Source organism: Hymenobacter duratus, assembly GCF_014698995.1.
Lineage (GTDB): Bacteria > Bacteroidota > Bacteroidia > Cytophagales > Hymenobacteraceae > Hymenobacter > Hymenobacter duratus.
The window spans coordinates 1,798,078-1,821,347 of record NZ_JACWZZ010000001.1; the positions used below are offsets into that span (position 1 = coordinate 1,798,078).

The 23,270-nt window shown below is 60.8% G+C and carries 19 protein-coding genes; 3 read left to right on the plus strand and 16 right to left on the minus strand.

What is annotated here, in order from left to right; genetic code table 11:
• Positions 1-18: 18 nt before the first annotated feature.
• The 5 genes from IC231_RS07490 to IC231_RS07510 all read right to left on the minus strand — a co-directional run bounded on the left by IC231_RS07490 (position 19) and on the right by IC231_RS07510 (position 3,854).
• Positions 19-678, minus strand: a complete 660-nt coding sequence (locus tag IC231_RS07490) for a DUF5683 domain-containing protein (protein WP_190783858.1) — start codon at positions 676-678, stop codon at positions 19-21.
• Positions 679-687: 9 nt separating this feature from the next.
• Complete coding sequence (locus IC231_RS07495; RefSeq protein ID WP_190783859.1) at positions 688-1,653, minus strand: ParB/RepB/Spo0J family partition protein; 966 nt, start codon at positions 1,651-1,653, stop codon at positions 688-690.
• Between the two features lie 148 nt (positions 1,654-1,801).
• On the minus strand, positions 1,802-2,179 hold the full coding sequence (locus IC231_RS07500) for a hypothetical protein (protein WP_190783860.1): 378 nt from the start codon (positions 2,177-2,179) through the stop codon (positions 1,802-1,804).
• Between the two features lie 75 nt (positions 2,180-2,254).
• Entirely contained in the window at positions 2,255-3,064 is an 810-nt protein-coding gene (locus IC231_RS07505) for a ParA family protein (RefSeq protein WP_190783861.1), read from the minus strand.
• Positions 3,065-3,173: 109 nt separating this feature from the next.
• Entirely contained in the window at positions 3,174-3,854 is a 681-nt protein-coding gene (locus IC231_RS07510) for a metal-dependent hydrolase (RefSeq protein WP_190783862.1), read from the minus strand.
• A gap of 87 nt (positions 3,855-3,941) precedes the next feature.
• Between IC231_RS07510 and IC231_RS07515 the strand changes: the two genes are divergently transcribed.
• On the plus strand, positions 3,942-5,615 hold the full coding sequence (locus tag IC231_RS07515; protein ID WP_190783863.1) for an ABC transporter substrate-binding protein: 1,674 nt from the start codon (positions 3,942-3,944) through the stop codon (positions 5,613-5,615).
• 153 nt (positions 5,616-5,768) lie between these two features.
• On the opposite strand, the gene IC231_RS07520 is transcribed toward IC231_RS07515, so the two are convergent.
• From IC231_RS07520 to IC231_RS07535, 4 genes are all read right to left on the minus strand, one after another.
• Positions 5,769-6,302, minus strand: a complete 534-nt coding sequence (locus IC231_RS07520) for a hypothetical protein (protein ID WP_190783864.1) — start codon at positions 6,300-6,302, stop codon at positions 5,769-5,771.
• 58 nt (positions 6,303-6,360) lie between these two features.
• Positions 6,361-7,440, minus strand: a complete 1,080-nt coding sequence (locus tag IC231_RS07525) for a DUF6438 domain-containing protein (protein WP_190783865.1) — start codon at positions 7,438-7,440, stop codon at positions 6,361-6,363.
• A 127-nt stretch (positions 7,441-7,567) separates the two neighbouring features.
• Positions 7,568-9,442 carry a membrane protein insertase YidC gene (gene yidC / locus IC231_RS07530; protein WP_190783866.1) on the minus strand — a complete coding sequence of 625 codons (1,875 nt, stop codon included), beginning with the start codon at positions 9,440-9,442 and terminating at the stop codon, positions 7,568-7,570.
• 253 nt (positions 9,443-9,695) lie between these two features.
• Entirely contained in the window at positions 9,696-11,339 is a 1,644-nt protein-coding gene (locus IC231_RS07535) for a CTP synthase (protein WP_190783867.1), read from the minus strand.
• A 162-nt stretch (positions 11,340-11,501) separates the two neighbouring features.
• Between IC231_RS07535 and IC231_RS07540 the strand changes: the two genes are divergently transcribed.
• Positions 11,502-12,410 carry an NAD(P)/FAD-dependent oxidoreductase gene (locus tag IC231_RS07540; protein ID WP_190783868.1) on the plus strand — a complete coding sequence of 303 codons (909 nt, stop codon included), beginning with the start codon at positions 11,502-11,504 and terminating at the stop codon, positions 12,408-12,410.
• A gap of 96 nt (positions 12,411-12,506) precedes the next feature.
• Here the strand turns inward: IC231_RS07540 and IC231_RS07545 are convergent, their stop codons facing one another.
• Positions 12,507-13,943: a Gfo/Idh/MocA family protein gene (locus tag IC231_RS07545; protein ID WP_190783869.1), complete on the minus strand. Its 1,437-nt coding sequence runs from the start codon at positions 13,941-13,943 to the stop codon at positions 12,507-12,509.
• Positions 13,944-14,364: 421 nt separating this feature from the next.
• Between IC231_RS07545 and IC231_RS07550 the strand changes: the two genes are divergently transcribed.
• Positions 14,365-15,729 carry a D-alanyl-D-alanine carboxypeptidase/D-alanyl-D-alanine-endopeptidase gene (locus tag IC231_RS07550; protein ID WP_190783870.1) on the plus strand — a complete coding sequence of 455 codons (1,365 nt, stop codon included), beginning with the start codon at positions 14,365-14,367 and terminating at the stop codon, positions 15,727-15,729.
• A gap of 469 nt (positions 15,730-16,198) precedes the next feature.
• Here IC231_RS07550 and serA read toward each other — a convergent pair whose 3' ends face one another.
• From serA to IC231_RS07580, 6 genes are all read right to left on the minus strand, one after another.
• Positions 16,199-18,100, minus strand: coding sequence for a phosphoglycerate dehydrogenase (gene serA / locus IC231_RS07555; protein ID WP_190783871.1), 1,902 nt, complete (start codon positions 18,098-18,100; stop codon positions 16,199-16,201).
• 164 nt (positions 18,101-18,264) lie between these two features.
• Positions 18,265-18,978, minus strand: coding sequence for a DUF421 domain-containing protein (locus tag IC231_RS07560; RefSeq protein ID WP_190783872.1), 714 nt, complete (start codon positions 18,976-18,978; stop codon positions 18,265-18,267).
• Between the two features lie 78 nt (positions 18,979-19,056).
• On the minus strand, positions 19,057-19,536 hold the full coding sequence (locus IC231_RS07565) for a GNAT family N-acetyltransferase (RefSeq protein ID WP_190783873.1): 480 nt from the start codon (positions 19,534-19,536) through the stop codon (positions 19,057-19,059).
• Between the two features lie 167 nt (positions 19,537-19,703).
• Positions 19,704-20,105, minus strand: coding sequence for an SMU1112c/YaeR family gloxylase I-like metalloprotein (gloA2, locus tag IC231_RS07570; protein ID WP_190783874.1), 402 nt, complete (start codon positions 20,103-20,105; stop codon positions 19,704-19,706).
• Between the two features lie 156 nt (positions 20,106-20,261).
• The gene (locus IC231_RS07575; RefSeq protein ID WP_190783875.1) at positions 20,262-21,722 is read right to left on the minus strand and encodes a glycoside hydrolase family 30 protein; all 1,461 of its coding nucleotides are present in this window, start codon (positions 21,720-21,722) and stop codon (positions 20,262-20,264) included.
• A gap of 51 nt (positions 21,723-21,773) precedes the next feature.
• Entirely contained in the window at positions 21,774-23,216 is a 1,443-nt protein-coding gene (locus IC231_RS07580; protein ID WP_190783876.1) for a glycoside hydrolase family 30 protein, read from the minus strand.
• Positions 23,217-23,270: the final 54 nt, after the last annotated feature.

Consider the following 23,270-nt stretch of genomic DNA (forward strand, 5'->3'; position numbering starts at 1 on the left):
CAGTTAACAGCCCACAACTCATTTCAGAGTGAGAGTCAGGCCCACGCCTGGGGTAGCGGCGGCAGTGGGCATGCGAAGCAGGGTCGGGTCCCAGTGCAGGCTCAGGTCGTCGCTGATGTCGAAGTCGCGCAGATGAGCGTCCACCACGGCATCGAGGATCTGCATGGTGTAGGCCAGCGCCGTCCAGGCTACAAAGGAGTCGCGCTGGCGGCGGTACACGATAACACCGCGCTTCACGTAATCATTCGTGCGGCCCACGGTGCCATTATCACCTTCTACTTCGTTGAAAGTCGTCGGGTCGCCGTCGGTGCGGGCGTTGTAGGCATCCGCAAACCCGCGGTACAGCTTCTGGTAGTGAATTTCGCCGTAGAGCGTGCCACCCACCGCACCATATACCAGCGGCAGCTTCCACCACCGATGGTTGTAGATCTGGCCTGCGCTGGGCAGCAAGGCCGCCAACAACCCGGCTTTCGCGGGCTTGGTCATCTTCAGGCCGAATAGCCGTGCCGTGCGCCGTACGGAGTCGGGCACAACGGGCGTACGCACGCGGGCCGAATCTGGCCCGGCCGTGACAATGGCTGGCGCTACGCCCGTATCGGTGGTTTGGGCCTGCGCTGCCATTGGCAGTGCCAATAGCGTAGCCGCTGCTAGTTTCGAAAGGCGGAAGCGCAGATTCATCGGGACGTTTTACGCGGGATGCAGGATATGGAGGATGCGTTGCATGTCCTCCACCGAGTCGAAGGCAATTTTGATTTCGCCACGGCCCTGCGGCCCTGGTTTCACCATCACGCGGCTGCCGAAACGCTCGGTGAGGTGGCGCTCGGTGCGGCGCAGCTCTGCTACCGGAATAGCCACGGTATTCTCCTGTACGGTTTTGGCTTCCGGCGAGTCGGGTTTTTCTACCGGGCTCAGGCCGGCACGTACCAGCTGCTCCACACGCCGCACCGACAGCTCCTCGGCCACGATGCGGTGAAACAGGGCCAGCTGCTGCTCTGCATTCTCAATGCTGATCAGGGCGCGGGCGTGGCCCATGCTGATAGCCGTATCGCGCAGTCCAATCTGGATATCGGGTGGCAGCTTCAGCAGACGCAGGTAATTGGTCACCGTCGAGCGGTTTTTACCCACCCGGTCGCCCAACTCTTCCTGCTTCAGGTTGCACTCGCTCACGAGGCGCTGGTAGCTCAGGGCAATTTCAATGGCGTTGAGGTTTTCGCGCTGAATGTTCTCGATGAGGGCCATTTCCAGCATCTGCTGGTCGTCGGCTTTCCGGATATAGGCCGGAATAGTATCGAGGCCGGCGAGCTTGGAAGCCTGCAGACGCCGCTCGCCCGAAATGAGCTGGTAGGCGTTGGTGCCGGTCTGGCGCACCGTCACGGGCTGAATAATGCCCTGCACCTTGATGCTTTCCGCCAGCTCGCGCAGGGCTTCTTGGTCGAAATGGGTGCGGGGCTGGTAGGGGTTGGCTTCGATGTTGCCGACCGGAATCAGCCCCACGGAGTTCACCGGGTGCGGCACCAGGCCCAGCCGGTCACCTTTCTTCTCGTAGCTGCCTTCAATCAGGGCGTTGAGGCCACGGCCCAGACCACCGACTTTGCGCTTTGCCGCTGCGGGAAGCGCAGCCGGAACGGATTTCTCTTCTTGCTTCTCTGACATACCTGCAATCTGCCTGCCGACACCAGCGCCGGAAAGCGGGATTCAAAAATACACAAACGCCGTGGAAGGGCAGGGTATTTTGTTCCACGAAAGTAAAATAAGCGTGGAACGTTGGCTGAAAAACCCGTGGGTTTCTGGCTGCTGCGTTTTATATCAGCGGGTTGGTGTGCAAATGGAGGACAGCAATTACCTCACACACAGCAACCCGCCGCGCGCCTTCCACAAAGTAGCCGCGCACGCCAAGTCTGATGTGTTGCTGGTGATAAGCGCGTGACCCAGGAAACACAACGAACATATCTGCCAGTCCATGCGCAGGCACATGCTCGTTTAGCAGCAGGGTTCCGTCAGGGTGCAGTATTTCAGGCCAGATATGGAACGTGCGGGTCGATATAGATTCGTCGTCGTATCTGAAATCCCAGCGGATATGCTGATAAGCAGGCGTTTTGCGGCCTCCTTCCTCGGCGCTATATAAGCTGTAGCTAACCCGGAAATCAGGGGACAGCCCGTTATCGGCATAAGAATCCATGGCAGATACGGTAGGCTTTTAAACAAAAACAGCCCACAAAGCTTGTGGGCTGTTCTTGTACTCATAAGATAAATGCTACGCCGCCGTATCCTCGGCCGCTTCAGCCGTGCCGGCCGCTTCCACGTTCTTCTCCACAATTTCGCGGGCCAGATTCAGGTAGCTGATAGAGCCTTTGCTTTCGGCATCGTGCAGGATAACCGGAATGCCGAAGCTCGGCGACTCGCTCAGCTTCACGTTGCGCGGAATAATGGTGTCGAACACCAACTGCTGGAAATGCAGCTTCACTTCCTCTACTACCTGGTTGCTGAGGCGCAAACGCACGTCATACATCGTGAGCAGGATGCCCTCAATTTCCAGGTTCTCGTTGAGGCGGCTCTGGATAATTTTTACCGTGTTGAGCAGCTTGCCCAGGCCCTCCAGCGCGAAATACTCGCACTGCACCGGGATAATCACGGAGTGCGCGGCCGTGAGGGCATTCACCGTAATCAGGCCCAGAGAAGGCGAGCAGTCGATGATGATGAAGTCGTAGAGGTCGGCCAGCGGGCGCAGCGCATCCTTCATCTTCTCCTCCCGGTTGGGCAGGTTAATCATCTCCACCTCGGCGCCCACCAGGTCGATGTGGGAGGGCATCAGGTCGAGGTGGGGCAGGATGTTGGTCTTGAGGATGATGTCCTGGGCGTTGATGCCGTCCACCATGCACTCGTAAATGCTGTTCTGAATATCCTTCGGGTCGAAGCCCACGCCGGAAGTGGCGTTGGCCTGCGGGTCGGCATCTACCAGCAAGGTCCGATATTCCAGCGCCGCCAAGGAAGCCGCGAGGTTAATCGAGGAAGTGGTCTTGCCCACGCCACCTTTCTGGTTGGCTACCGCAATGATTTTTCCCATTTCAATTAGTTGTCAGATGGTAGTTGTCAGTTGTTTGCTAGCAAATAAGCTGCTGATTGCGCGTGTTCCGGCAGAGCACGCTGACACCCAGCAACGGGCACCTGACAACTTACAAAGTAATGGTTTCGCCGATTTTCAGCAGCACCAGCTCCTTGCCTGCCTGCCGGGCTTTGGCGTGGGCCTCGGCTTGGTCGATGGTGATAGGCGGGAAGGTGTCGTAGTGCATCCCGATGATTTTGGGCGCCCCGGTCCAGTCGGCTGCCGTCAGCGCATCGTCGATGCCCATGGTGTAATGGTCGCCGATGGGCAGGATGGCGAAGTCGAGCGAATGCCGCTCTGCCAGCAGCTTCATGTCGTAGGTGAGGGCCGTGTCGCCGGCGAAGTAGAAGGTCTTTCCTTCCGCCTCTACCACGAATCCGGCTGCAAGTCCACCGTAGGAACCATCGGGCATAGAGCTGGAGTGGGCTGCGGCTACCATCTTCACGGTTCCGAAAGGCAGCTTGAGGGTACCGCCCAGGTTCATGCCGTAGGTGGCTTTGAGGCCTTTGCTGCCAAACCATCCTACTACTTCCGCCATGCCCACGAAGTCGGCACCGGTGCGCTTGCCAATCTCCTCGGCATCGGCCACATGGTCGGCGTGACCGTGGCTGAGCAGAATGAAATCAGCGGGAATTTTATCCACTTCAACGTCTTTGGCCAACGGGTTCGGACGGATGAAGGGGTCGAAAAGGACGCTGCTGCCGCCGGTTTCGAGCAGGAAACAGGAATGTCCGTAGTAAGTAAGGTGCATAAGGAAAGGAAAGCGGGTGGTCCGGCACCCGGCACAACGGCCAGACCGGATACCTTTGTCACAAATATACGTGATTCCGCCTTTCCCATGCTTCCGATTTCGCGCCTGGCTGCTGCACCTGTCTTCCTGTTGCTTACGGCGCTGGCCGGGTGCCAAAGCCCTGCACCGGCTACCGATGCCCGCCGCGTGTTCCGCTACAACCAGCCCGAAAGCCTGACGTCGCTGGACCCGGCCTTTGCCCGCAACCAAGCCAATACCTGGGCCGTGACCCAGCTCTACAACGGCCTCGTGGAGCTTGATGATAGCCTCAAACCCGGCCCCGGCATTGCGCGCCGCTACAACATTTCGCCCGACGGCAAAACCTACACGTTCTGGCTGCGGCCCAACGTGCGCTTCCATGATGCCGAGGTATTTGCGGGCGGCAAGGGCCGGCGCGTTACGGCCCAGGATTTCGTGTACAGCTTCAAGCGGCTGCTCGACGGCCCTACGGCTAGCCCCGGCGGCTGGATTTTCCGGGGTAAGGTGCTGGAAACCAGCGACGGCGAGCCGTCGGATACGGCGTTTGTGGCCGTGAACGACTCGACGCTGCGCATTCATCTGCGGGAGCCGTTCATTCCGTTTCTGGGCATCCTGACCATGCCCTACGCCTATGTGGTGCCACGTGAGGCGGTGCAGAAGTACGGCAAGGACTTCCGGGAGCATCCGGTGGGCACGGGGCCGTTTGTGTTCCGGCAGTGGGACGAAGGCAACGCCATCATCTACCACCGCAACCCCAACTACTGGAAGAAAGACGCCCAGGGCCGGGCACTGCCGTACCTTGACGCGGTGCAGATCAGCTTCATTCAGGACCGCAAAACTGAGTTCCTGACCTTTATGCAGGGCAAACTGGACTTCTTGAGCGGTATCCGCAGTGGCTCCCGCGACCTTATTCTGTACCCGGATGGGGCCGTGCGGGAAGACTTCCGGGGCAAGTTTCAGCTGCAGAAAGTGCCCTACCTGAACACCGAGTACCTGGGCATGCAGCAGGACCCCGCCAACCTGCGCGGCGACAATGCCGAAACCGGCCGCGCCCTGCGCGACAAGCGCGTGCGGCAGGCGCTGAACTATGCCTTGAACAAGCCGGAGTTTCTGGCCTATTTCCTTAATAATGTGGGCAAGCCCGGCAACTCGGGCTTTGTGCCGGCTTCGCTGCCCTCGTTCAGCCCTACGATGGTGCCCGGCTACACCTACCAGCCCGAGAAGGCGCGGGCGCTGCTGCGCGCCGCCGGCTACGGCCCCAACAAGCCGCTGAAACTGCGCCTGAGCACCGTGGCCGAAACCAAGGAATACTGCGAGTACTACCAGAAAAAGTGGGCCGAAGTGGGCGTGCAGGTGGAAATCGACGTGAACCAGGGCGCGGCGCACGGGGAGCTAATCGACAACGGCCGCGCCGCCTTCTTTACCCGCAGCTGGCTCGGCGACTACCCCGACGCCGAAAACTACCTGGCCTTGTTCTACAGCAAGAATTTCGCGCCCGCCGGCCCCAACAAAACTCACTTCAAAAGCCCCGTCTACGACCGCCTCTACGAGCAGGCCAAGCTGGAGCAGAACACCGAAAAGCGCTACGAGCTCTACCGCCAGATGGACCGTATCGTGGTGGAAGAATGCCCCGTGGTGGCCGTGTACTACGACGAAGTGGTGCGCCTCACCCAGAACAACGTGCGCGGCCTCACGCCCAACCCCATGAACCAGCTGGTGCTGGAGCGCGTGCGCAAGCAGTAGCCGTCATTGCGAGCAGAGCGAAGCACCCGAAGGACAGCGCAGCTAATCCTTCCTCTCCGTGCGATAAGCGTGAATTAAGCAGAAAGCCCTCCGGCAGTAGATTCCTAATCTGCTGCCGGAGGGCTTTCTGTAAAGGCTGGTTTAGCTGAATGCTTAAAATGAGCAGGGAAACAGCTCGGGGACGGTGGTCTGCGGGGTGCGCACGAGGGGCGGGCGCAACGAGCCGGCCGGAGGCCGCAACTGTTGCTGCAGGTGCTTGAAAAGTGGGGCTATAGCCGGGGCCTGACTTTCAAGAATGTAACTGGCGCGCAGGGGCCGCTTAACGCCCTGGTCGCGTAGCAGGAAGTAGGAGCCAGCATCTATCGGGTATTCGGGGGCATAGAAGCGGAACTGCGCGTCGGACAGCTTATCAATGCGCTGCCAGAGCCGCCGGTTGGTGGTGTCGGGCAGCACAAAAGTGTATACATCTCCGGCACCGTTGCAATAAGACGCGTGGCCGGTCCGGTAGAGCCTAGCGCTGAAGCCACTGCCTGCCCCATAGCCGGCTTCCTCGCCGATAGTTAGCCAGGTAGGTTGAAACCGCTTGACTACAGGCGCGGCCGGTTTGCGCCTGCTTTGGCCCTGGGACCACGCAGCAGGAAGCAGCAGGGCAAAAATCGTAAGGGAGCGAAGTAGACGCCGACTCATAAACCAGAGTAAGGAAAAGGCTTCATTCAGATCCGAAAAAAACCAGATGAGTAGGCCGCTACTGGTCTGCCGTCACACCCAGGCCGTCGGTAATCTGCTTCTCGATGTAGCGGAAGAAGCTTTTCAGCTCCGCAGGCTCTCCGGATTCCACGCTTACTTTCTTGGCCGGGCCACCGGATTGCCGGATGGTAGCGGTGGTTGAAGGCAGGTCGGTGGCGCCATCGGAATAGCTGCTTTTTAAGTCGGCAAAGTTGATTTCCCGTGCCTGCGCCAGCATCGTATTAACTGCGGATGGCGAAATTCTGAACTCCCGCTTGCCTTCTACCGGTGCGTAGCGGAACCCTTCGTAGCTCACGCGGCCATCGGGGTAGATGGTGGCAGTGTAATGCGGGCAGGTGCCCAGGCAGGGGGTCTTGGTGAAAATAATACTGGGTTCTTTCTGTGGCTCCACTACCGGCACTTCATCGGCGGACAGCATGGTGCCTGCAGTGGTAGGGGCAGAAGTCGTTTTGGGTGGCTTCACTCCTCCCGTGGTAGCTACCGGTACTTCTTCCTGCACGGCCAGCTGGCTGGCCAGCACTTTGCCGGTGCCGGCCACCGGAGCAGCGGGCTGCTCGGTGAGTACCGTGGTCAGGTTGCCGCTAGTAGTTGCCACAGGAGGAGTGGTAACAGGAGGGCTCGTTACGGGCAGGGGTGTGCCGACGGTAGGCTGCCCGGCGCCGGGAGTGGCCGGAGTGGGGCGTGTGGGTTTGGTGGTACCTACCGGCGGGTTTGTAACCGGAGGGCTGGTCACGGGGGGGCGCACCGTTGGGTTCTGGCGCACCGGGCCAGTGGTAACCGGAGGCGAGGTACGAACTGGGGGAGACGTGCGAATGGGTGGCGCAGTACGCACGGGAGGAGACGTAGGAGCCGAAACAGGGGGACGCGTAGGCGCGGCAGGGGTGCTGACTACCGGGGCCGGCTCCCAGCGCACAGTGCCTTGCTGCGGCTGATACCGTTGCGGGCGGGAGCGGGGCGGCCGGGGAGCGGGCGTAGCAGCAGAAGTATCAGTACCCGCTGGCACGTAGTAGTTGACGGTGCAGGCTGGCAGCGTGCCTACACCCAGAGCCAACAGAAAAAGGGGTAGAAAAGGGCGCATAGTAAGGAGAGAAAAGAGGTATAGAGCTGCAATTTCCAAAAAGCGGACCAAATCAACGTTTTCTGAATATTCAAAATAAAAAAAGCCTTCCACAGCATGTGGAAGGCTTTTTTATGATTCAGACAGCCTAAGAGCGGCGAGTTGGCTTCTTGGGCTTGGGCTCTACCGAGGCTGAAGTACCAGCATCAGCACCCGAACGTGGCTGGGCGTCGCGCTCCTGGGCGGCGCGCATGGCATCCTGGAGGCGGGCACCGAAGCCGGAAGGCTTCTTGTCCTTATTCTTCACTTTGTTGGCTTCGAGCTGCGCCCGGATCTTGGTGTCGTCCACGAAGCGGCGCGTGAGGGCCTGCTGGCCCAGCGTGGCCAGGTTCGAGACGAGGTAGTACCAAGTCAGGCCGGCGGCGAAGCTGTTCAGCACGAACATGAACACCACCGGCATCAGATACGAGTAGAACTTCATCGGGCCCTGCATGGCGGCGGGGTTCATCTGATTGCTCTGCCAGGTCATCAGCAGCGTCGAAAGCGTCATCAGGACCGTGAACAGGCTGATGTGGTTGCCCAGGAACGGCACCTCAAACGGCAGCTTAATCAGGTCGTCGTAGGTGCTCAGGTCTTTGGCCCACAGGAAGTGCTCCTGCCGCAGCTCGATGGCGTTGGGGAAAAACTGGAACATGGCAAACAGGATGGGCAGCGTGAGCAGCGTCGGTACACAGCCGCTGAGCGGACTCACCCCGAAGCTGGAGTACAGCTTCATGGTTTCCTGCTGCACCTTCATCTGGTCGTCGCCGGCCTTTTCCTTGATGGCGTCAATTTCCGGCTTCAGCACCTTCATCTTGGCCTGCGACACGTACGTTTTATAGGTCAGAGGCCACGTCACGAGCTTGATGAGCACCACCAGCAGCGCAATGATGATGCCGTAGGAGCTGATGAACTGCTCCAACGTGTGGAACACGGGCAGCACCACAAACTGATTTACCCAGCGGAACAGTCCCCAGCCCAGGTACACGTTCCGGTCGAAGCCGGGCGCGACATCCTTGAGAATAGGCAGCGAGTTCGGGCCGAAATAGTAGCGGAAGCTGGCTTTGCCCTGCTGGGCGTCGGCGGCCGGAATGCTGAGCGTGGTGCTCAGCGTCTTGATGAACGTGCTGTCGTTCAGGTCAACCGTAGAGTTGAACTTGCCATTTGAGAACTTGTCGTTGGCGATGATACCGGCCACGAAGAAGTCGTGCTTGTGCGCGGCCCACTTCAGCGGCTCCGCAATGTCCAGCTCCTCCGGCTTTTCCGAAGCCTCGGTCAGGGCACCGTGCTCATCGTCCACGAGGTAGTGGTTGATGGTGGTATGGTTGCGGTTCTGCTTGAGGTCCTGCTCAGTCTGGCGCACACGGTCCACAAACGTAAACGTGAGCGGCTCCTGCGACATGGCCTGCTGCAGGCCCGTGAAGCGCAGGTCGTAGCCTAGCTCGTAGGAGCCGTCGGCCAGCGTATACACTTCCTCAATCTGGCCGCCGGCCACGCTGGCCGTGAAGCTCAGGCGCTGGCCTTTCTTGTCGCCCTCGGCAAACGGCTGCACCGCGCCAGGCTGGAAATACAAGTCCGACAGACGCACGTTCTGGCCCCCGATGGTCCGGAAGCGGGTATCAATCTGGGCGCTCTGGGCATCCAGCAGATCCAGCGGCTTGCCAAAGAAGGTTTTGTAGTTCTTCAAACGAACAGCCTCCACACGGCCTCCTTTCGAGGAGAAAGTAATAGCCACGTTGTCGTTCTGCAGCTGCACCTGCTGGGCAGTGCCCTGCGCGGCGCCGGCAAACACGCCCAGCGTGCGGGCCGCAGCCGTCGAGTCGAAGGAAGCGGCGGGGGCGGGAGTAGCGCCGGGCGCCGTGCTAGCGGCCGTGGTGGGCTTGTCGGCCGGTACTTCCTTAGGCGTTTCGGGCTTGAAGAAATACAGGTAGACGAGGAGCAAGGCTGCTATCAGAAACAGGCCGGTTGCTGAATTTCTGTCCATTCAGGTAAAAATGAGGGCAAACAAGGAATGCGTGAACCGCGCCAACCGCAAAAATCCGGCAACGCTGCCGCAAAGGTCGGGTTTGTCAGGTTAATAATTGTAGGTCGGCGCTTTTGGCAGAAGAAATTGCCCTAAATAGAGCGTCATTCCGAGGGCAGCCGAGGAATCTTGCTAGGGTAGTAAATAGTAATTACCACCCTAGCGAGATTCCTCGGCTGCCCTCGGAATGACGTTCTATTACTTCATCACCTCATTACCCTTTCCGGTATTGAATAGCGGCACGCACGAAGCGCACGAACAGCGGATGCGGGTTCTGGACGGTGCTTTTCAGCTCCGGATGGAACTGCCCGGCCACAAACCACGGGTGGTTGGCCAGCTCCACCACTTCCACTAGGCCGGTGTCGGGGTTGAGGCCCGAGGGAATCATGCCGGCGGCTTCGTACTGCTTCAGGTACTCGTTGTTGAACTCGTAGCGGTGGCGGTGCCGCTCGCTGATGTGGTTGCGGCCGTAGGCTTTGGCCGCCTTCGAGCCCCGGCGCAATTCGCAGTCATAGGCGCCCAGGCGCATGGTGCCGCCTTTCAGGGTTACGGTTTTCTGCTCCTCCATCATGGCAATAACCGGGTGCGGGGTCTGCGGATTCATTTCCGTCGACGACGCCTCGGCCAAGCCCAGCACGTGGCGGCCAAATTCCACCACGGCCACCTGCATGCCCAGGCAGATGCCGAAGAACGGGATGTTGTTTTCGCGCACGTACTTCACGGCCGCAATCTTGCCCTCGAAGCCCCGCTCGCCGAAGCCCGGCGCTACCAGCACGCCATCCACGCCGTGCAGCTGCTGGGCCACGTTCTCGGCGCTCAGGTGGTCACTCTGGATGCTGCGCACCGTGACTTTGCACTCGTTCTGGGCACCGGCGTGCACGAAGGATTCGATGATGGATTTGTAGGCGTCAGGCAGCTCCACGTACTTGCCTACCAGCGCGATGGTCACTTCCTCGGTGGGGTTTTTCAGCCGGCCCAGGAAATCCTTCCACACGTCCAGATCGGGCTGGGCCGCACCGCCCTGCAGCTTCAGCTTCTTGATAACCCGCTCATCGAGGTGCTCCTTGAGCATGAGCAGCGGCACCGAGTAGATGCTGTCGGCGTCGAGGCTCTCGATAACGGAGTTGATGTTGACGTTGCAGAACAGCGCGATTTTGCGGCGCATCTCGGCCGGAATCGGGTATTCGGAGCGGCACACCAGGATGTCGGGCTGGAGGCCGGCGCTGCGCAGGTCGCGCACCGAGTGCTGGGTAGGTTTAGTTTTCAGTTCGCCGGCCGCCTTCAGGTAGGGCAGCAGCGTGAGGTGAATCACGAGGGAGCTGTTTTCGGGCAAGTCCCAGCGCAGCTGCCGCACCGATTCCACGAAGGGTAGGCTCTCAATGTCGCCGATGGAGCCCCCGATTTCGGTAATCACGACGTCGAACTGCCCGGTCTGGCCTAGCAGTAGCATGCGCCGCTTAATCTCGTCGGTGATGTGGGGCACTACCTGCACGGTCTTGCCCAGGTAGGCGCCTTCGCGCTCCTTGGTGATGACGTGGTCGTAGATGCGGCCCGTGGTGACGTTGTTGGCCTGCGAGGTGGGCACGTTCAGGAACCGCTCGTAGTGGCCCAGGTCGAGGTCGGTTTCGGCGCCGTCGTCGGTTACATAACATTCGCCGTGCTCGTAGGGGTTGAGCGTGCCGGGGTCGATGTTGATGTAGGGGTCGAACTTCTGGATGGTGACCCGGAAGCCGCGGGCCTGCAGCAGCTTGGCCAGCGAGGCCGAGATGATGCCTTTGCCCAGCGAGGAAGTCACTCCACCGGTGACGAAAATGTACTTGGCCGTTGCAGCCGTGGGGGTAGGGGTTCGGTCTGGCATAACGGGAAACAAAGTTAGCGGGATTCCTGGGCCTTGCCCCGAAAAGTTTGTGTTACGCGCGAGGAAGATTGGCAAGCACTGACCGCATGAGAAACAATATGCAACTTTGTTGCATATATTTGTTCCGAATTTTCTGCTACCACATCTTTTTGCCTTTTCCTGATGGAGCCAGACTCGAGTGTTGATGTAGTAATTGTGGGTGGCAGCACGGCGGGCCTGAGTGCCGCCCTCACGCTGGGGCGCGCGCTGCGCCGGGTGCTGGTGCTGGATGCCGGCCGCCCCTGCAACCGCCAGACGCCCCATTCGCACAACTTTTTCACCCGCGACGGCGAAACGCCCGCCCAACTGCTGGCCCTCGGCCGCGCTCAGCTGCAGGCTTACCCAACCGTTGCTATACACTCGGCTTCCGTGGTGGAGGCCCGCAAGGTTGAAGCGGGTTTTGAGTTGACTACTGATGATGGCCGGATCTTCCGCAGCAAGCGGGTGCTGCTGGCTACTGGCCTTCAAGACCACCTGCCCAGCCTACCCGGATTCGCGGAAAGCTGGGGTGTATCGGTGCTGCACTGCCCGTATTGCCACGGCTATGAAGTACACGACCGGCCGCTGGGCGTGTTGGGCAACGGGGACGGAGGCTTCGAGCTGGCCCGGCTTATCCGGCACTGGACGCCCGACCTGCGTCTGTTTACGGATGGGCCTTCCACTTTATCAGCGGAGCAAACGCGCCAGTTAGTAGCCCACAACATCCGCCTCATTGAAACGCCCCTGGCAGAAATTGAGCACGAAGCCTGCCAGCTGCATCACCTGCGGCTGACTGATGGCACGCGGGAACCGCTCACGGCGCTGTATGCCCGCGTGCCGTTCACGCTGCCCGGTACGCTGCACCAGCAGCTCGGCTGCGCCCTGACCGAGCAGGGCCTGCTCAAAGTGGACGAAGTGGGTCGGACCTCGGTGGAAGGCGTTTCTGCTGCCGGCGACAACAGCTCGCCGATGCGCCAACTGGCCATGGCCGCTGCCAATGGCTCCAAGGCCGCAGCTTTCCTGAATAACAACCTCATCGAAACGGCTTTTTGAGCGGAGAGACGCTGCTGCAATAAGCGTTTCGCCCCGGCCGCCATCTGTCTAAGTAGATGGTCGCTGGGGCGAAATACAACTATTAAACAGGGTAGACTACGCCTGCTTCGGCTCGGGGCCGCGGAATACGTCGGTGCCTTTCACTTCGGGCAGCTTCACGGGGCGGCCTTCGCGCGCCGACTGGTAGATGGCCTCCATGATGCGCTGGTCCTGCAGGCCTTCCTCGCCGGGCGTGTGCGGCTGCTTGTCGTCCAGCACGCACTCCGAAAAGTGGTCCATTTCGGCGGCAAACTGGTTTTTGGCCGGGATGGTAATCTGGTTCTGCAGCTTGGCCGGGCCTTCGGCGTGCGAAGTCTGCAGCTGCTGGCCCTGGTAGGTGTAGGCGTTGTTGAGGTGCACCCAGCCCCGCTCGGCACTCACGCGGTAGAAGCGCGAGTCGTGGGTGTTGTAGTGCGTGATGCTATCCACTGTAATGCCGCCGGGAAAGCGCATCTGCCACGACATCAGCTCCTCCACCTCCTTGAACAGCGGATTGCCGGGCGTGCTGTGCATGTAGCCAGATACTTCGGTGGGTTCGGTGCCGAGCAGAAAGCGACTGGTATTCAGGCAGTACAGGCCGATGTCGGGGAGGGCGCCGCCGCCGGCCAGGGCCTTTTTGTGGCGCCAGTGGTCGGGGTTGGCGGAGCTTTGGCTGTTCTGGGCCTGGATGTATTTCACCGGCCCGAACTTGTTGGCCCGCATCATCTTCCGCACCTCGCGGTTGTAGGGCTCATACTGGATGCGGTAGGCAATCATGAGCTTGCGGTTGGCCTTTTTGCAGGCGTCAATCATGGCCTGGCACTCCTGCACGGAGTTGGCCATGGGCTTCTCGCAGAGGATGTGCTTGCCGGCCTGCGCGCCCCGGATGGTGTATTCGGCGTGCATGGAGTTGGGCAGCACGATGTAAATCACCTGCACCTCGGGGTTGTCCCGGAGCTTGTCGTAGTCCTGGTAGCTGTAGCAGCTTTCGGGCTTGATGCCGTATTGCTGCGCCACTTTCTTGAGCTTTTCGGGCGAGCCGCTCACCAGCGCCACCGGCTTCGACTTTTTGCATGCGCCAAAGGCCGGCAGCAGCTCTTCCAGCGTGAGGTGGCCCAGTCCCACCAGCGCGTAGCCCACCCGCTTATCGGGCGGCAGCGGGGTAGGCGTGGGGCCCGATTTGGGGTCGACTTCGGATTTCCAAGCCTCCAGCTCGATGGGCTGGTCGAGGCCGGCCGGCACTTTGGCCGGCGGCGACACGGCTTCCGAGGAAGGCACTTTCTGCCCGTCGGGGGCGGCGTACACGGTAGCCGCCTCCACTTCCGAGGCCGGCGTACCGGTGGTAGGCGTGGTGGCGGCCCCGGTTTTCGGGGTATCCGACTGACAGCTGGCCAGCGAGCCGGCCGCGACGCCCACAGCCAAGCCGCGCCCGGCCAGGCTCAGAAACTCTTTGCGCGACACTTCCTGGCTGGCGTGGCGCAACACGGTGTTCAACAGTTCATTGGTGATGGACATACGAAACGGAAAATAAGTAGCGAGGATGCATTACCATACTTCCGGCACCGAAGCCAGGTTGCCGGAAGCCCGGATTTGAAACATGGTCCTGCTGATGTGAATGGAACGTCCTGCTGAGCGGAGAGAACGGTCATGCTATTTTGAATAGAACTTCATGCTGAGCTTGTCGAAGCATCTCTACCTCTGGCTAACTGATCAGAGTGGCAGTAGGGGCGGGGCTTGTCCCCGCCCGTTGTTGAGCGAGTATTGGTATAGCGGCGCGAATGGCGGGCGGGGACAAGCCCTGCCCCTACGCAACGAAGCGGTAGAGATACTTTGGCCGCTCAGGCCCAATCCAAACCCGGGCTTATCGGAGCCGGATAGTTGAATTCCGTTGCGCTTTTGCCCAAGTTGCGGGGATTTTGCCCGTTACTCTTTTTGAATGATGTCGTTCCTTTTCGTTGTTCGCCGCGCGCTGGCTGTGGCGGTGCTGTTCTTGCTGATTATGCTGCCGGCGCTTGCCCAGAAAGCGGCCATGCCGGCCCAGAAAGTGGCCAATCCAGCGTGGCTGGAGGCGCTGGTTGCTACGTCGCCGGTGCTGCGCCAGCACCATGTGGGCGTGGCGCTGGCCGATGCCGCCACCGGCGAGAAACTGTATGAGCTGAATGCCGACCGGTATTTCACGCCGGCCAGCACCATGAAGCTGCTGAGCCTCTATGCCGGCCTGCACATGCTCTCCGACTCGGTGCCCAGCCTGCACTACGTGGTGCGCCACGACTCGCTGATTTTCTGGGGCACCGGCGACCCCACGCTGCTGCACGGCGACGTGCCCAGCCGCCGCGCCTTCACCTTCCTGCAAAGCCGCCCCGAAAAGCTGTTCTACGCCGCCATTCCCAGCGTGCCCGCCTACGGCCCCGGCTGGACATGGGACGACTACAACTACTACTACCAGCCGGAGCGGGGCGCCTTCCCGATTTACGGGCACACGGTGCGCTTCTACGGGCAGGCCGGCCAGCCGCTGCCCCAGGTGGCGCCCCGCTTCTTCCGGCCCCTGACGGAAGCCGTAGCCGCCGGCACGCCCAACCCCACCGACGACCATATCCGGCGGCCGGAGCTGGAAAACCGCTTTTTCGCGTACCCGAGCACCACAAAATGGGTGGATGAAACGCCCTTCCGGACCAGCCCCGCGCTACTGCAACAGCTGCTCCAGGACACGCTGCGCCGGCCCGTGGGCATGGTGCCGTTTCGGCTGCGCCCCCAGGACAGCGTGCAAGTGGTGCGCGGCCTGCCCGTCGATTCGCTGTACCGCCGCCTGCTGCGGGTGAGCGACAATTTCCTGGCCGAACAGCTGCTGCTGCTCTGCTCCAGCCGCCTCGGCCCGGATTCGCTGAGCACCATCCGGCCCATCCGGGTGATGCAGAAGCTCTTTCTGGCCGACCTGCCCGACGTGCCGCGCTGGGTAGACGGCTCGGGCCTCTCGCGCCTCAACCTCGTGACGCCCCGCACCATGACCGGCCTGCTGCTCAAGCTGCACCAGGAAGTGCCCGAAGCGCGGCTGCTGAGCCTCCTGGCGGCGGGCGGCGGGCAGGGCACCCTGCGCCGCCGCTACCGCCCCGTAGCGGGCAAGCCGTGGCTGTGGGGCAAAACCGGCACGCTTACCAACAACCACAACCTGTGCGGCTATATCCGCACGAAATCGGGCCGGCTGGTGGCTTTCAGCTTCTTCAACAACAATATGCCCGGCAACGACGCGCCCGTGCGCACCGAAATGGAGCGGATTCTGACGCAGGTGCGCGAGCGGCTGTAGGGATTGGAACGGTGGTTAGCCGCCGCTATGCATCGGCGACTTCCTTGCCCACACGAGGCGCGCCAGCTTCCAGCCAGGCGCCACAAAAATCCAAGTGGAAACCGTGAGGATAAAAATGATGAAAGGGCTACACACCACATAGATAGTAAGCCCTGGCCGCCCGTAGTAGAGTTGCTGATTCAATTTGGCTGGTATCACGCCTACCAACGACAGAAGCCCAAACAGGACTGACAGCGGCAGCTAAAAGCCGCCGTAGCCATACAGAAGAACGAGAAAGAGTTGGCGGGAGGTCAGCTCTCGAAGTGGCATAAGGCTTAGAGCGTGCTTGGGAAGTTAAAAAGAACGTCATGCTGAGCTTGTCGAAGCATCTCTACCGCTTCGTTGGAAAACGTCCAGACGAAGCGGTAGAGATGCTTCGACAAGCTCAGCATGACGGAAAAGGCGTTTTCATGAATTCTCAAACACGCTCTTAGTACAGCACCCGGAACTTGATGGTGTGCTCTACCTGCTTCAGTTCGCCAATTACTTCCGGCTCGTATTCCTTGTCGATGTCGGTGATGACGTAGCCGATGTGCTCGTTGGTTTTCAGGTACTGACCCAGGATGTTGACGTGGCGCTCGGCCAGCACGTTGTTGATGCGAGCCAGCACGCCGGGCACATTGTGGTGAATGTGAATGAGGCGGTGGGCTTGCTGCTCGGGCAGCTGAATGTTGGGGAAATTGACGCTTTGCTGCGTGTTGCCGCTGTTCACGTACTGCATGATGCGCTCCGGCACAAACTCAGCAATGTTGCGCTGCGCCTCCGCCGTGCTGCCCCCGATATGGGGCGTCAGGAGTACGTTGGGCAGGCCGCGCAGCTCACTCTCGAAGCTTTCCTGGTTGGTTTTGGGCTCGTACGGAAACACATCCACGGCCGCGCCGCCCAGGTGGCCGGAGCGTAGCACGGCGGCCAGCGCCGGCACGTCCACGATATGGCCGCGGCTGTTATTGAGCAACAACGCGCCGGGCTTCATCAGGGCCAGCTCGGCGGCCCCAATCAGGTTGATATTGGCGGCGCGGCCGTCTACGTGCAGCGTCACGATGTCGGCTTGCTGGAGCAGCTCCGGTAGTGTGCGGCACTTAGTGGCATTGCCGAGCTGCAGCTTTTCGGCCACATCGTAGTAGAGTACCTGCATGCCTATTGCCTCCGCCACAACCGACAGCTGACTGCCGATGTTGCCGTAGCCGATGATGCCCAGCTTCTTGCCCCGGATTTCAAACGAGCCTTTCGCTGACTTGTCCCACTCGCCGTCGTGCATTTTGGCGCTTTTCTCCGGGATGCGGCGGGCCAGCATGATGATTTCGCCCAGCGCCAGCTCTACCACCGAGCGGGTGTTGGAGAAGGGCGCGTTGAACACGGCTACGCCCTTCTGCATGCAGCCCGTGAGGTCAATCTGGTTGGTGCCGATGCAGAACGCGCCCACCGCAATCAGGCGGTTGGCGGCCTCCAGCACGCGGGGCGTCACCTGCGTCTTGCTCCGGATGCCCAGAATGCTGACGCCCTCAATCTGCTGTACCAGCTCGTCTTCGTCGAGGCCGCCGGGCACGGTGTCTACCTGGTAGCCTTCCTGGCGGAACAGTTCGGCGGCCCGCGCGTCGGGGTTTTCGAGCAGCAGGACCTTGATGCGGTTTTTGGGGTAGGAAAGCGTCATCGGAAGCTTGTTCTGGTAGAGAAATTCGTCGAAAGTAGGCAGCACTTCATCGGCGCGGGCCACTACGGCGTCGCGGGTTACGTTTTCGGTGAAGGCGTAGAAGCGGTTGGCCAGCCCGGCTTCCCGGATCTGGTAGTCGGTGTAGCCGTCGCCGAGCACGTACACATCACCGCTGAGGTCGAGGCGGCGGAGCTGCTCGATTTTGCCGCCGTCGCGGCTGAGTACGTTTTCCGGGTCGAAGCCGGTGATGCGGCCTTCGGCATCGAAGGTGAAGGTATTGGCCAGCACAAAATCGGGCCCGATGCCAAACTCGGCTACCACCGGCTCGATGAACTCGCGGAAGCCGCTGCTCACAATATACACGCGCCCCGGAAACTGCTCGAAAAAGGCCCGGTTGCGCACAATGCTTTCCGACACCTTGCCTTTGAGCCGGGCCACCAGCGGCCCCAGGTGCCGCCGGTACGCCGGCAGCAGTGCCAGTCGCTGCTTCAGCGACTCTGAGAATTTCAACTCCCCACTCATGCCCCGGTCCGTCAGCGCCCGGATTTCGGCCACCACTTTCTCTCGGTCGGAGTGGCCTTCCAGGGCAATATCGGCCAGCTCGTCGAGGCCTTCTACCTGGGTGAATGTGCTATCGAAGTCAATGATGAGGTACGGAAGCGGCTGCGTTGGTTCGGGCATAGTGGGGGCAATATCGGGCGGAATTGCGAAGCAACCCACCGGAATTCTCAGAGTTGGCAAGCCGTATTTCGGGCGGTAGCTTTCCGTGTGTCCGGCTGGACTGGCTGCGGCCTGAAGAGAAACAGCCGCTGCGGAGGGCAGGAATAAGATGGTCTGGCCAGCGCCTACGCCACCCGCTTAGCGTCGCAGGCCTCAAGCCAGGCATCGTGCTGGCACACCGGGCAACGGGCCACACCGCCGCGGGCCAGCGGCTGCACGTGGCCGCAACAGGCACAGGCGTAGGAGCCGGCCGTTTCGGCGCGGCGTACTTCCTGCCCAAGGCGCTCCGGCCAGATCGGCAGGCCGGGCCGCACCTGCTGCTCCTCGAAAAAGTAGACGCTGACTTCGCCGGTGGCCTCGATGTAGGCCCGGCGCACCTGCCCCAGGTGTTCTACCTGCCGTTGGCGCAGCTCACCAAACAGCTCTTTTTGCGTCAAATTCTGCTTGTTGAAATTGCGAAGCTGAATCTCGCCGCCTTCTACTAGCAGCACCGGCGCGCCCTCTAGCCAGTCACTGAACCGCTCCGACTTCTCGGTGAGCCAGTTGAAAAACAGATACAGGCCCGACACCACCCCGAATACCACCAGCACGTGTAGCAGTGGCACATCGTCGTAGAACATGGCGTCGCCGGCGGCGGAACCCAGGGCCAGAATAATGCTGAGCTCGAACAAAGACAGCTGCCGCACGCCGCGGCGGCCCGTTACGCGCAGTGCCCCCAGCGTCATGAGGTAGGTAACGACGCATCGGAAAACTATTTCCAGCAAAAAAAGCGGTGGAGCATCCTCAGAAAGCAAAATTCGGTTCCAGTCGAAGGGTTGGATGGCAGCAGCAAGAAGCATAGGGGTAAGGCACTAGCAGAAACGATGGCCTATGCTAACGCAACCGATGGGCTTTCAGTTGGTGCGGGTGGCGGAGCGTCAGGGCCGGTAGGGAAGGGGCCGCACCAGGTGGTGCGTGGTGATGCCAAACCCCTGCGCCTGCCAGAAATGGAGCGCCGCCGGATTTTGCAGGGCTACCTGCAGCTCCAGATGGTCGGCTCCTTCGGCCAGCAGCCACGCTTTGGCGGCCCCAAAGAGCGCCCGGCCCAGGCCCCGCCGGCGGTAAGGCACTTCCACAAGGGTTTCGGCAATGTAGCCGCGCCGGAAAAAGTGCATGGCGCTGGTACCCACCTGGTAGGTAGCCAGCAATAGTCCTACCAGGCCATCGGGGCCGGCATCGGCTACAAAAATGCGGGTGTATGGCTCGGTGAGCCGCTCCCGCAGCATGCGCTTCAGCTTAAACTCCGCCTCGGGATGGTAGCCAAAAACCGGATGGTAGGCCTGATGCTGGTCCATGAGCAGGCACCAGAGGCGGTATACTTCGTTGAGGTCGTGAGGCGTGGCAACCCGGATGGTCATAGGAGCGGCAGTGGCAAATAGAAACGGGCGAAAGTAGCACGGCCGATGCGGAAGCGCATCCTGTATTCTGCATAGTAGCTGCGCCTTGCCGGCTTTTTTACTTAACCAGACCACCAGGTCCATGTTCGGTAGGTGCCGGCGCGTGGAGAGAAAACGCCCGTTGGCGGTTACGCTTCGCTGGCCTCGTACAGCTCCAGCGGCAGCTGGTCGGGGTCGGAGAAGAACGTGAAGCGGCGGCCCGTGAATTCGTCCGTCCGGATGGGCTCATAGGGAATGCCAAGCGCATCGAAGCGTGCTACGGCAGCAGCCAAATCGGCCACGGCAAAGGCCAGATGGCGCAGGCCGGCGGCCTCGGGACGGCTGCGGCGGGGTGGCGTTTCGGGAAAGGAAAACAACTCGATGATGTACTGCCCGTTCAGGGCCAGATCGAGCTTGTAGGATTGCCGCTCGGCGCGGTACACCTCGCGTACTATGTGCAGGCCCAGCACCTGCGTGTAGAAGTGCTTCGACGCGGCATAGTCGGAGCAGATAATGGCAATGTGGTGGACGTGCAACAGGCCAGGTAGCATAAGCAGCAGAAGTTGAAGCCCGAAAAATAGGCATCCGAACAGTGAATTCCGCTTTTTGCGGCTCGGCGACTAGCGGCAACATCCATTGCCCGGATGCTATGCCTTCAGCGTGCGAAGCACCCGGCACCGGCATTCCATTCCTGAAAAGCAGGTGTCCTAGTTCACCACTATCGTCATGATGGAATGGGGCCGGCTGGTGGCCTGGGCAGCCTGGCCCTTCATCCAGAGCTGAAACGGCTGCTCTTTTTCGGTGCTGTTCATGACCACCACGGCCACTTTGCCATTGGTATTGAGGAAAGCGGTGGTCTGCAGCACGTCGCGGCTGGAAGTGGTGGCAATGCGCCGGGCGCCGGGGCGGATGAATTTCGAGAAGTGGCCGATGTAGTAGTAGCTGTTCGTGTAGATAAGCTTGCCGCTTCTCGTATCACCGATGATGGGTGCGTAGCAGAAGTTGTCGACGTGGTTGGGGCCGCCGGTTTCATCGAGCAGCACGTTCCAGTCGGTCCAGGCCACGGTGCCCGCGTTGAAGTCGTTGATCATCGAGTGGCCATACCGCTCGCCCAGCCGCCAGTCGGTCACCTGCTCGTAGTTGAAATTCTCAACGCAGCCCTCCGTAAACACCAGGTTTTTGTCGGGGTAGGTTTCGTGTACGCGGCGCAGGTTCTCAAACTGCATGGTGCTGCCGGTCCAGGTTTCGTACCAGTGAAAGCCCAGGCCCCAGTAGTACTTGCTGGCTTCGGGGTCGTCGAAGAGGGTAGCGGCCCGCTGAAAAATCAGGTCCCGGTTATGGTCCCAGCCGATGAGCTTCTTGTCGCTGAGGCCGTTTTTTTTGAGCGTGGGCCCGAGGTATCCCTTCACAAAGTCGCGCTCCTCTTCTGCCGTAAAAATGCACGACTCCCACTTCTGCTTGGCCATGGGCTCGTTCTGCACCGTGAGGCCCCAGATGGGAATGCCCTGCTTCTCATACGCCTTGATAAAAGCCACGTAGTAGTCGGCCCAAGTCTGGCGGAATTCCGGTAAGAGCTTGCCTCCCTGCAGCATGCTTTTGTTGTCCTTCATCCAGGCCGGCGGGCTCCAGGGGCTCACATACATTGTGAGTTTGCCACCCGCTGCCGCCTGTGCCTGCTTGATAAACGGAATCCGGTACTGCTCATCGTGCTTGAGGCTGAAGGTTTTCAGCGACTTATCGCCGTCCGCTACATAGGTGTAGCTGCCGCTCGAGAAGTCGGAGCTATGGATGGTAGTTCGGGCCAGCGTGTAGCCAATGCCGCCAGTGGGGCTGTAGTAGGCCTGCAGAAACTCCTGCTGCTGGGGTTTTGGGAGTTTGGCAAAGGTTTCGGCAGCGGCGTCCGTCATGGCTCCGCCAATGCCAAGCAGCGTCTGGAAGGTGTGCGTTGGGTCTACAAAAACGGTCGGCTGCGTTTCGAGAGGTTGCGGCTGCGGCTGAAACGTGAGCTTATCCGTGGCGGCCATGCGCAGCTGCGTGTTGGCCGCCGTGGTATATACCTGCACCTGCCGGCCCGCTGCCGAATAGGATGTAGTGGGAGCTGCTGGCTGAGCCAAGGCGGCCGTACCGATGCAGGACGCCAGCACCAGGGGAATGAGGGAATTTTGCATGCGAGAGGAGGAACAGGAAGTGGGAGAGAGGAACCGTTGCAAAGTCGTGCATCACCAGACGTAGGTCCCGACGGACCCGGCCCCGAGCGTGGCGGTAAAAACTTGCCCGTGGTAGCGCACGTGAAAGGATTGGGGCGTGCGGGCGTCATTCTGAACTAGCAGTACCTGCTGGCCGGCCGGCGTTTTGAAGGCCACATTGGGCAGCGTCGGCGCCAGCGTGGATGCTATACGCACGGAGCCGGGCCGCACAAACTTGCTGGCATGCGCCACGATGTAGTAGGCATCTTCGCGGGTTACGGAGCTGCCCGCAATAGTAAGCGCGCCCCGGCACTCGGTGCAGCCGCCCGGCGTATGCGGATTCTGCTGCGGATCGGCGGCCAGGTTCCACTCCAGCACGGTGCGGGCCCAGTTTCGCGTCGCCCCAATAAGGAGCGTCCGTACGTGCCAGGGTACATTTTCAGCAAACAGACTCTTCGAGCCAACCCACTGTTCCGTGAAGTAGATGTGCTTGTCGGGGTGGGCATTGTGCACGGTGCTCAGCGCCTCTATAGGGCCGGCGTAGAGGTGAAACGCCGAGCCGTCGATATACTGGCGTGCCTCCGGGTCGTTGAGGATGGTCAGCGGGTAGTCGGGCCGGTCGGCGTTGTGGTCGTAGATGATGATTTTCGTATCGAGGCCTGCTGTCCGAAAAGCCGGGCCCAGGTGCAGCTTCACAAACTCTGCCTGCTGCTCGGCCAGCATGAGCAGGCTGGGGTTGTTGCCAGGGTGCAGCGGCTCATTCTGCACCGTAATGGCATCAATGCGTACGCCTTGGGCCTTCATTCCCTGGATATACTTCACGAAGTAGCGGGCGTAGGCGTCGTAAAACTCCGGTTTCAGGCTGCCACCTTTCGAGCTGTTGTTGGTTTTCATCCAGGCCGGTGGCGACCAGGGTGAGCCAAGTAATTTGATGTCGGGGTTGATGGCCAGAATTTCCTTTAGCACCGGCACCAGATGCACCAGGTCGGGGGCGAGGCTGAACCGGGCCAGCGTGGGGTCCGTCTGGCCCGCCGGCAAATCGTCGTAGCTGAACACGGCGGCGTCGAGGTCGGAAGCCCCGATGCTGAGGCGCAGGTAGCTCACCCCAATATTGGCGGCGTCGGTGGCAAACAGTTCCCTTAGGATGGCGTGGCGGGCTGCGGGCGCCATGGCATGCAGCAATTGCGCACTGCCGCCGGTCAGGCTGTAGCCGAACCCGTCGATGGTCTGGTAGGTTTGCTGCTCATCCACCTCAATAACCGCACTGCTACTAGCCGTTGCAGCCGTGCCCCAGGCCAACCCCGCCTGCTGCCGGAACAGCACCGACTTATCCGGATTCGTGAGCCAAAAGGCCACAGTGCTGCCGGCCGTTGCGGGCGGGGCAGCCGGAACGACGGGTGTCAGCCGCTGGCAGCCGACGCCCAGCCCGAGGGAGAAGAGCACCGCGCAAATAGCAGAAACACAAGAGCGGACCATAGAAACCGGGAGAAAATACAAGGCAATGCAGTAGCCGGCAACAGGCTGGAACCT